At 50.4% G+C, this 9,435-nt stretch carries 10 protein-coding genes and 1 pseudogene; 4 read left to right on the top strand and 7 right to left on the bottom strand.

Going from position 1 to position 9,435, the window contains the following annotated elements:
* Window positions 1-39: 39 nt before the first annotated feature.
* From AC6R0L_RS06790 to AC6R0L_RS06780, 3 genes and pseudogenes are all read right to left on the bottom strand, one after another.
* Window positions 40-198, bottom strand: a pseudogene (locus tag AC6R0L_RS06790) (6-phosphofructokinase); the annotation flags it as partial.
* A 273-nt stretch (window positions 199-471) separates the two neighbouring features.
* Window positions 472-1,380 carry a CDF family cation-efflux transporter FieF gene (gene fieF, locus AC6R0L_RS06785; RefSeq protein WP_334555637.1) on the bottom strand — a complete coding sequence of 303 codons (909 nt, stop codon included), beginning with the start codon at window positions 1,378-1,380 and terminating at the stop codon, window positions 472-474.
* A 129-nt stretch (window positions 1,381-1,509) separates the two neighbouring features.
* On the bottom strand, window positions 1,510-2,019 hold the full coding sequence (locus AC6R0L_RS06780) for a CpxP family protein (RefSeq protein ID WP_334555638.1): 510 nt from the start codon (window positions 2,017-2,019) through the stop codon (window positions 1,510-1,512).
* A gap of 187 nt (window positions 2,020-2,206) precedes the next feature.
* Here AC6R0L_RS06780 and AC6R0L_RS06775 point away from each other — a divergent pair, with 187 nt between their 5' ends.
* The 4 genes from AC6R0L_RS06775 to trmL all read left to right on the top strand — a co-directional run bounded on the left by AC6R0L_RS06775 (window position 2,207) and on the right by trmL (window position 5,585).
* Window positions 2,207-2,893: a response regulator gene (locus tag AC6R0L_RS06775; RefSeq protein WP_500625720.1), complete on the top strand. Its 687-nt coding sequence runs from the start codon at window positions 2,207-2,209 to the stop codon at window positions 2,891-2,893.
* Window positions 2,893-4,293: an envelope stress sensor histidine kinase CpxA gene (cpxA, locus tag AC6R0L_RS06770; RefSeq protein WP_500628682.1), complete on the top strand. Its 1,401-nt coding sequence runs from the start codon at window positions 2,893-2,895 to the stop codon at window positions 4,291-4,293. Before AC6R0L_RS06775 ends, cpxA begins: the two co-directional genes overlap by 1 nt.
* 104 nt (window positions 4,294-4,397) lie before the next feature.
* On the top strand, window positions 4,398-5,006 hold the full coding sequence (locus AC6R0L_RS06765) for a superoxide dismutase (protein WP_500628681.1): 609 nt from the start codon (window positions 4,398-4,400) through the stop codon (window positions 5,004-5,006).
* A gap of 102 nt (window positions 5,007-5,108) precedes the next feature.
* Entirely contained in the window at window positions 5,109-5,585 is a 477-nt protein-coding gene (gene trmL / locus AC6R0L_RS06760; protein WP_334555642.1) for a tRNA (uridine(34)/cytosine(34)/5-carboxymethylaminomethyluridine(34)-2'-O)-methyltransferase TrmL, read from the top strand.
* A gap of 72 nt (window positions 5,586-5,657) precedes the next feature.
* On the opposite strand, the gene trpS is transcribed toward trmL, so the two are convergent.
* From trpS to AC6R0L_RS06740, 4 genes are all read right to left on the bottom strand, one after another.
* Window positions 5,658-6,695 (bottom strand): tryptophan--tRNA ligase, encoded by a 1,038-nt coding sequence (gene trpS, locus AC6R0L_RS06755; RefSeq protein WP_487902591.1) that lies wholly within the window; start codon window positions 6,693-6,695, stop codon window positions 5,658-5,660.
* Window positions 6,696-6,814: 119 nt separating this feature from the next.
* Window positions 6,815-7,495, bottom strand: coding sequence for a phosphoglycolate phosphatase (locus AC6R0L_RS06750; protein WP_500628680.1), 681 nt, complete (start codon window positions 7,493-7,495; stop codon window positions 6,815-6,817).
* A gap of 108 nt (window positions 7,496-7,603) precedes the next feature.
* Window positions 7,604-8,278, bottom strand: coding sequence for a ribulose-phosphate 3-epimerase (gene rpe / locus AC6R0L_RS06745; RefSeq protein WP_334555645.1), 675 nt, complete (start codon window positions 8,276-8,278; stop codon window positions 7,604-7,606).
* Between the two features lie 73 nt (window positions 8,279-8,351).
* Window positions 8,352-9,179 carry a Dam family site-specific DNA-(adenine-N6)-methyltransferase gene (locus AC6R0L_RS06740; protein ID WP_334555646.1) on the bottom strand — a complete coding sequence of 276 codons (828 nt, stop codon included), beginning with the start codon at window positions 9,177-9,179 and terminating at the stop codon, window positions 8,352-8,354.
* Window positions 9,180-9,435 lie beyond the last annotated feature (256 nt).

The raw sequence follows: 9,435 nt of genomic DNA, 5'->3' as shown, positions 1-9,435 counted from the left end.
AGGTTAAAAGAAACAGGATGACAGAACCCTCCAGCACCTCAATTTCTCGATACGGTTTTCGTAAAGGCCAAGATAACCATCGTAAATTCCGTATACTTCAATGTCTGCAGAGAGTGCAGTGCGGACTACGCCACGTACTGCTGCGTTCATACCAGGGGCGTCACCGCCACTTGTCAAAACACCAATCTTCTTAATCATGCTCACCCTCGATTTTTGGGAATCTTATTTCAAAATATTACGTTAGTGGTTTACAGGCGGCCACCAACAAAATTCCTTTAACTGCGTAGTATGTTACCTTGCCCCACAAGGAATACTACTTTTATTTTGTAGACGTTAATGTAAGTTTTCTACTTATGTAAGAGTATTACAGCTTTGCTCATAACGGGAATTGATACACGTCAGTATCAAGGTTAATACTCACTCGCTAGAAAGATAGCCAACCCCCAGCCATTTGTCGCCTCTTCGCTAAGATTACCAGCGATGAACCTTCTGTTTACGCTCTTTACCGAACACCACAGAATAGGGATCTTGGTGGATCAATACGTCCGCTTCGGGAAAGGTCGCCAACAGCGAATCTTCTACGCGATCAGAGATTCGATGCGCCTCAATCAGCGGTAGATGATCGTCGAGCTCAAGATGCAATTGGATGAAGCGCGTTGGCCCTGACATACGGGTACGCAACTGATGCACGCCGTGCACCCCTTCCACAGAGAGGCAACATGCTTTGATCTGAGCAAGCTCCTCATCGGGCAACTTTCTATCGAGCAAGGTTTGAATTGCCTCTTTGACCATCTTATAGGCGCTAAACAGAATGTACCCGCCGATGATGATGGCAAACACCGCATCCGCCTGAGTAATACCAAACCAACTAAGACCAAGCGCCACCATGATCGCGGCGTTCATGTATAAGTCCGATTGGTAGTGCAATGAATCTGCGGCAATGGCTTGGCTGCCGGTTTTTTTCACCACATGGCGTTGAAATGTGACCAAACCGAACGTCACCAACATGGCGAAAAAGCTCACATAGACGCCATATTCAGGCGACACCAAGGCATGAGGACGGAAAAATCGGTCAACACCATTAAGAATCAGGAACACCGCAGAGCCTGAGATAAACATGGCTTGAGCAAGCGCCGCCAACGATTCTGCTTTGCCGTGACCAAACGCATGTTCACGATCCGCAGGTTGAAGTGAGTAGCGCACCACCACCAGATTAACCAGCGAGGCAGCAATATCGAGCATAGAGTCGATCAGTGACGCGAGTAGACTCACTGAGCCCGTCATCCACCAAGCACCCACCTTGACCACCAGCAAGCCACTAGCGACGAGCGTAGCGGTCCATGCTGCCATCGTCACCAAACGTGCATATTCTTGTTTCATATCCGTTTTCTACGTTGAGCCATTGCGAAAATTGGCTTAAGTATAACCTTATGTGTGGTGAAAGTGCAGCCAAGCCCCAGAAACGCAAAAGGCGACCCGAAGGTCGCCAAAGGCAGTAGAGAGCGATGATCAGTTTTTGTTCATGCGTTTTTGCATTTTCTCACCACACTCTGTCGCGCGCTCTTGCTGCAGCTCAACAAACTTGGCTTTTTGCTCAGGTGTTAGCACGCTTAACATTTTGTGTTCTTTCTCTAGCATCTTCACGCGGCGCTCAGTCTGTTGGTCGACCATCTGTTTCGCCAATTCCTGCGCGGCCGCTTGATCGAAGGTGTCTGCCAGTACCAACGCTTGCACGCTCGCACGGTGTGCCTGCATCTGCGCTTGATGCGACTCAAAATTCTCTTTGAATTTCGCTTTCATTTCATCACGACCAGCTTCGCGCATCTCTTTAAGCTGTGCTTGCTGTTCTTCGGTTAGGTCCAGTTGACGCATGATGCCGCGATCCAGACCACCACGACACTCATCACGTGGCCCTTTGTGGTTATCTTTACCACCGCCACCGAACGCCCATGCGCTCGCAGTACCTAATGTGAGAGGGAGGACAACAGCAGCCAATACCATTTTTTTTGCAGTGTTCATAATCGTTACCTTTCTTGTTCAAGTTATTGTGTGGAGCTGTCTTCACAGCGCTTGAGTGTAGAATAGGCCATGCTAAGTAAAGTGACGTTTAGGCAGCGTAAAGAATCGTAAAGAGGAAAAATTAGTCTCAATCTCCAGACGATTTACCAGTACTATTAACTCAGTGACGTTTGTAAGAGTGGTAACTATGGCACACCTATTATTGATTGATGATGACACCGAACTCACCGGGCTATTGACTGAGGTGTTAACGTTTGAGGGCTTCACCATCTCCGAAGCGAACAATGGCGAAGAGGGATTAGCGCTGGTCAGCGATGAGATTGATCTCATCTTGCTCGATGTGATGATGCCCAAACTCAATGGTATGGAAACACTCAAACGTCTACGAGAAAAGTGGGAAACACCCGTACTGATGCTCACCGCGAAAGGGGAAGAGATCGATCGCGTCATCGGCCTCGAACTCGGTGCCGATGATTACCTACCCAAACCATTCAGTGACCGTGAACTGCTCGCACGTATCCGAGCGATTCTGCGTCGCACCCAAGGTAAATCGGCGAGCAAAAACGGCGACTGCATCGAATACCAAGATCTTAAAGTCTATCCGGGCAAGCAAGAAGCCTATTGCCAAGGTGACTTACTCGAACTGACGACCACCGAATTTGCTTTGTTGAGCCATTTTGTGCAAAACCCAGGTGAAACGCTCACCAAAGAAGCGTTAAGTTTGGATGTGCTAGGCAAGCGACTGGCGGCGTTTGATCGCGCCATTGACATGCACGTCTCCAACCTGCGTAAAAAGCTGCCAGAGCGCGCTGACGGCAAGCCACGGATCAAAACCTTACGTGGCCGCGGCTACTTGTTGGTTGAGGAAAACTGATGCGTTTACCGAAAATCACTAGCCTGTATGGACGCATCTTCGCCATCTTTTGGTTTACCATGTTTTTGGTGCTGATGGCGGTGCTCTCTCTGCCCCATCTCGATCCAAGAAAAGCGCGAGACATTCCAAGCACTCACCTCAATGACTTAAGGGAAGTGCGAGACAGAGTCGAGCAACGCTTCGCCGGAGAGTCCAACCTCGCGCGGATATTGTTCCAGCTCGAAGGACCACGCAGACAAGGTAATGAGGGTGGAAGGCCACCCAAAGACAGCGGCCCGCGTTTCTATGTGTCGGATATCGATGGCAACATACTGACGTCGCAAGACCCGAAAGATTTCAAGATTCGCGCACTGCAAAACTTTATCACCAGCGTCGAGTTAGCCGAAGCACCCAAGCAGAAACTCTACGGCCATTACATGCTTGCCGGCCCTATTCCGGTGACGTTAGCCAAGCAGCCTCTGCTGCTCTACGTCGGCATCAAGTGGAATCAACCCGCGCCGTTTATCCTTAATCTGTTTGATCGACCACTCCAGCTTCTACTGGCCGTCATGTTGGTGAGCACCCCGCTACTGTTGTGGCTTGCTTGGGCACTGAGCCAACCTGCAAGACGTCTCGAACGCGCGGCAAAACGCGTCGCCGCTGGTGAATTTGAGGTGGACCCGCAGTTGGAGAAAGGCACCAGCGAATTTCGTCAAGCCGGAGAAAGTTTTAACCAGATGGTGGAAGCCGTTAATCAGATGATCTCGGGGCAGCAGCGCTTACTCTCTGACATCTCGCACGAACTGCGTTCACCGCTCACTCGGCTCAGAATGGCGACCGGGCTTGCCGTGCGTAAGCAAGGAGAGAGCACCGAGCTGACGCGCATCGATACCGAGGCTCAGCGCCTTGAGCAGATGATAGGTGAGCTGTTGGAGTTGTCGCGCATTCAAGTCAACAGTCACATGGTGCGAGAAAAACAAGCCTTGAGCAGTTTGTGGGAAGCCATCTTCTGTGACGCGCAATTTGAGGCAGAGCAAATGAGTAAAAGCCTGCGCTACGATGCGATTCCCAATCGCACCATTTCAGGCAACCCCAAACTGCTCATGAGCGCGGTGGACAACGTGGTGCGCAATGCGATTCATTACGGCGAAGACAAAATCGACATCCAACTTCATGTCGCCGATGACATCGTCCAGGTTATCGTCGATGACAACGGCGAAGGGGTGCCAGACGATGAACTGGAGTCGATATTCCGACCTTTCTACCGAGTCTCCACGGCGCGAGACAGACACAGCGGCGGAACCGGTCTTGGCCTGGCGATTACCGAAAGCGCAATACGCCAACACAGTGGCACAATCAAAGCGAGCCGCAGTCCGCTAGGTGGATTACGCGTGACGATTTGTCTGCCGCTGTGCCAGTAAATCATGCGTTGTCATGGAAGTTCGCAATACCCACATCAATTTTACAGTTGATAATCAATCTCATTATCATTTAAAGTAAATTCTCCAAACATGGAGGATTTACGATGGTGCACCAATTTCCTGAACTTCCTTATGCGTATGATGCGCTTGAGCCTTATATCGACGCAAAAACCATGGAAGTTCACTACAGCAAACACCACAGAACGTATTTTGATAAGTTCTGCGCGGCAATCAAAGACAGTGAACTAGAGCAGCAATCGCTGCGTCGCATTTTTGCCAACATCTCCTCACTGGCCCCCGCCGTTCGCAATAACGGTGGTGGCTATTACAACCACGTCCTGTATTGGAATTGCATGACGCCCAATGGCGGTGGTGTGCCCAGCGGCGAGCTTGGCCGCGCCATTGAGGAGACCTTTGGCAGCTTTGCCGAATTCCAACAGCAGTTTAGCGACGCTGCAATCAATACCTTTGGCTCCGGTTTCGCTTGGCTTATCGTCAAAGATAATCAACTGGTGATTACCTCGACCAGCAATCAAGACAATCCACTCATGGACGTGGCGGCCATTCAAGGCGAGCCCATTTTGGCCTTGGATGTGTGGGAGCATGCCTACTACATCAGCTACCAAAATCGCCGCCCTGACTACATTAACGCGTGGTGGAATGTCGTCAACTGGGAGGCGGTCGCAGAGAATTATCATCAAGCGCTAAGCTAATTAGACCTACAACAAAACAGACTAACAACGTCACATGGCACTTGGCGGTGTTTCATCACCGCCTTATACTCTTGGGTCTTATCAGAAAAAGTAACCAAAACCATGTTTGATATTGCCCTATTTGAACCCGAAATCGCCCCGAATACGGGCAACATTATTCGCTTGTGCGCAAACTGTGGCGCTAACCTGCACTTGATTGAGCCATTAGGATTTGATTTAGAAGAGAAAAAAGTGCGCCGCGCCGGTTTGGACTACCATGATCTCGCGCGCGTCACTCGTCACAAAGACTACTCGGCATTTCTCGAATATCTGCAAAAAGAACGCAGCGAATACCGCATTTTTGCCTGCACAACCAAAACCACAGGCCACCATGTAGACGCCCAATTCCAACCAGGCGATGTGTTGCTGTTTGGCCCGGAAACTCGTGGCCTACCAGCGGAATTGATCGAAAGCATGCCAATGGCGCAGCGTATTCGCATTCCTATGATGCCAGACGCACGCAGCTTAAATTTGTCCAATGCGGTTGCGATCATCGCTTTTGAAGCGTGGCGACAAATGGGCTTTGAAGGGGCACAGTAGGCGTCAGTTCCTAGAAGTGAGTGCCTAGTTCCTAGAATTCGACCTCTAGGAACTAGGAACTAAAATCCTCACCTACGGACGAGCAACGAAACCTACCGCTTCATACGCTTTCTTCAGCGTCTCAGCGGCACGAGCAGACGCTTTCTCCGCACCTTGCTTCATCACTTGATCCATGTAAGCACGATCAGCACGAATACGGTGGTATTCCGCTTGAATCGGCTCAAGCATCGCCACCACAGCTTCACCAACGTCTTTCTTAAATGGGCCGTACATTTCTACGCCTTGGTACTTGGCTTCAATCTCTTCAAAGCTCATACCTGTCGCCGCCGAGTAGAGGCCCATTAGGTTGGAAATGCCCGCTTTGTTGTCCCAATCGTGGGCGATACGTGGTGGTGTTTCTGTATCGGTTTGCGCCTTGTTGATCTTTTTAAGAATCGACTTCGGCTCTTCCAACAGCGTAATCACGTTCTTGCGGTTATCATCCGACTTCGACATCTTCTTGGTCGCATCCTGAAGGCTCATAACACGCGCATTCACGGTTGGAATGTACGGCTCTGGCACTTGAAAGATTGGCTGTTCAGGCGAGTAGATGTTGTTAAAGCGGTTGGCGATATCACGCGCCAGCTCAAGATGCTGCTTCTGGTCACTGCCGACCGGAACTTGATGCGCGCCGTAAAGCAGAATGTCGGCTGCCATCAACACAGGGTAATCGAACAGACCAACGTTGACATCGCCAAACTGGCTAGAGGTGTCTTTCGAGTAGCGCGCTGATTTGTCTTTAAACTGAGTCATTCGGCCCAGTTCACCCATTTGGGTGTAACAGTTAAGAAGCCAACCAAGTTGAGCATGTTCCGGTACGTGGGACTGGACAAATAACGTGCTCTTCTTCGGATCAACGCCCACTGCGAGACAAATTGCCAATGCATCTAGAGTTGCTTCATGCAGTGCTTTCGGGTCTTGACGCACTGTGATGGCATGAAGGTCAACCACACAATATTGGCAATCATAATCGTCTTGCATCTGCTGCCATTGACGTAGAGCACCCAAGTAGTTACCGATACTTAGTTCACCTGACGGTTGAACACCACTCAATACGATGGGTTTGCTCATTAGAATGATTCCTTTGACTTCTTAATCTTAATAAATGAAAAAACCGCGCCCAGCCTGACGCCGACACGGTTTATCCAGTGTACTCATTAACGAGTATTTTGGAAGTGATTTCGTTGCGCTTAAGCGCAAACCGCGACCACTTCGAATAAATCAGCGATGGTATCAGCGACGTAGTCCGGCTGTGAGTCGGAAATCGGTTCGCCGTGGTTGTAGCCGTAGGTCAAACCAAACGAGTAACACCCTGCGTTCTTCGCCGCAAGAATGTCGTTTTTCGAGTCGCCGACCATCAGCATCTGTTTGGCACCGCAGTGGTGCTTTTCAAGCAGCCAGTTGAGCGCCATCGGGTTGGGTTTCTTTTCTGGGAAGGTATCACCGCCGATGATGTCACTGAAGTAATGATCAATACCATGCTGTGCGAGCACATCAGGCACGAACTTACTCGGCTTATTTGTCACCAATGCTAGGGTGAAACCTTGCTCATGCAACGCCGCTAACGTCTCTTTTACTTGAGGGTAAAGATGGCTCAGCTTGTGTCCACCTTGGGCATAAAAGTCATCAAAGAGGTGACGAGCTTTGACTAACAGCGCAGGGTCAAGATCGGGGTCAAGCGTTAAGCTGCGAGATAAGGTGCGGCCAATCAACACATCGGCACCGTTACCGACGTAATCACGCACCTCTTCTTCCGCCACCGGCGCATAACCGAGCGCTTCGACAGCAGCGGAGGCGGCAACCGCGAGATCCGGCACACTGTCGAGCAAGGTGCCATCAAGATCGAACGCGATCAATTTAATATCATTCATGAATCTTCCTAATGGTTGAGCGGCGACTTTTTTAGTCACTCTTAGGGCGGGCATGATTGACCCGCCAGGTCACTTTATATGGGCAAACAGCCGAATTGGATTACTGAGTTATGCCTTCACTTTGGCCAGCTCAGCGCGCATCTCATCGATTACGGCTTTGTAATCCGGCTGATTGAAAATGGCGGAACCGGCGACAAACATATCCGCGCCCGCTTCTGCGATTTCACGAATGTTATCCACCTTCACTCCACCATCAATTTCTAAACGAATGTCACGGCCTGATTTATCAATCATAGCGCGAACGGCACGCAGTTTATCTAGCGTGTGAGGAATGAACGATTGACCACCAAACCCAGGGTTTACTGACATCAATAGGATCAGATCGACTTTATCCATGATGTACTCAAGGTGAGCCAGTGGCGTTGCAGGATTGAGCACCACACCCGCCTGACAGCCATGCTCTTTGATCAGTTGCAGTGTGCGATCTACGTGTTCAGAGGCTTCGATATGGAAAGTGATCATTGATGCCCCCGCCTTAGCAAAGTCCGGGATGATGCGATCCACGGGCTTTACCATCAAGTGCACATCAATAGGGGCGGTGATGCCATAGTCACGCAGCGCTTGGCAAATAGGTGCGCCAAACGTCAGGTTAGGTACGTAGTGGTTGTCCATCACATCAAAGTGAACCACATCGGCACCGGCGGCGAGCACCTTTTCGACGTCCTCACCAAGGCGAGCAAAATCGGCCGACAAAATGGATGGAGCAATAAGAAAATCTTTCATACCTGACCTCTGTTAGGTTGCGCTGAATAATCGTTGCGCAATTCTACCTAAGCTGGCGGTAGGAATACAGTGGCTATTTGCTTTCACCTGGTTGGAATAGAGCGAGCAGCTCATCGACTTTATTGCGCCCTGCACCATTGCGGCTGATGGTCCGCTTGACCTTGACCACGTTCAACTGCGCGCCATGATACAGGCGTCTGGTGAGCGTTGTGTCGTGGTTAGAAATCAGCACGGAGATACCACGCTCTTTGGCCGCACGCTCAGCGACATCAGCCAAGGCGGCTTGATCATCGAGTGAAAAGCCATTGCCCGCGTAAGAGGTAAAGTTGGCGGTCGTCGACAGCGGCGCATAAGGCGGATCGCAATACACCACACTGCCCTTGCGCGCGCGTTTGAACGTCTCGGCGTAGCCCTCACAGACAAAGGTGGCCTTCTTGGCTTTCGCGGCAAAAAACTCCAACTCAGCTTCTGGGAAGTAAGGCTTTTTGTACGAACCAAACGGTACATTGAAGCCGCCTTTTTTGTTGTAACGACACAGGCCGTTAAAACCGAAACGGTTCATATACAAAAATGCAAGAGAGCGATAGAAGGTGTCATCACTTTGGTTAAACTCGGCGCGGATCGCCAAATAGGCTTCTTTGCGATTGTTCTCTGGGGTAAACCAGCGCTTCGCCTCAGGGATGTAGCTCTCAGGGTTGTCTTTGAGCAGATTGTAGAGATTGATGAGATCAGGGTTGATGTCTGCCAGCAGGTACTGCTCATAATCCGTATTAAGAAACACAGAACCAGCACCAACGAACGGTTCAACCAACTTACGACCTTCAGGCAGGTAGCGTTGGATATCTTCGACCAGACCGTATTTTCCACCTGCCCACTTGAGGAAGGCTCGCTGCTTCTTCATCTACTGCTCTATTTATCAACCACAAAATAAGGGGCGGAATGTATCATATTTACCGCCCCGACCAAAGCACTTGCCTGCGCAACTGCGAATGACGCGAACAAATCGCCGTTATTCGACTCTCTCCAACTCGCTCTGCACCTGACCGAGCGATTTTGCCCATGGGTCAAGCTGTTGCAAAGCCTCAGGAAGCGTCTGCACCGCATCTCGCGCCAGTTGAATGGTGGGGTAGTTTTGGTAAGTGACAATAAACCACTCC

The organism is Vibrio sp. R15-SG3-ISO1A (assembly GCF_059833955.1).
This window is presented reverse-complemented; position numbering and strand designations above follow the sequence as displayed.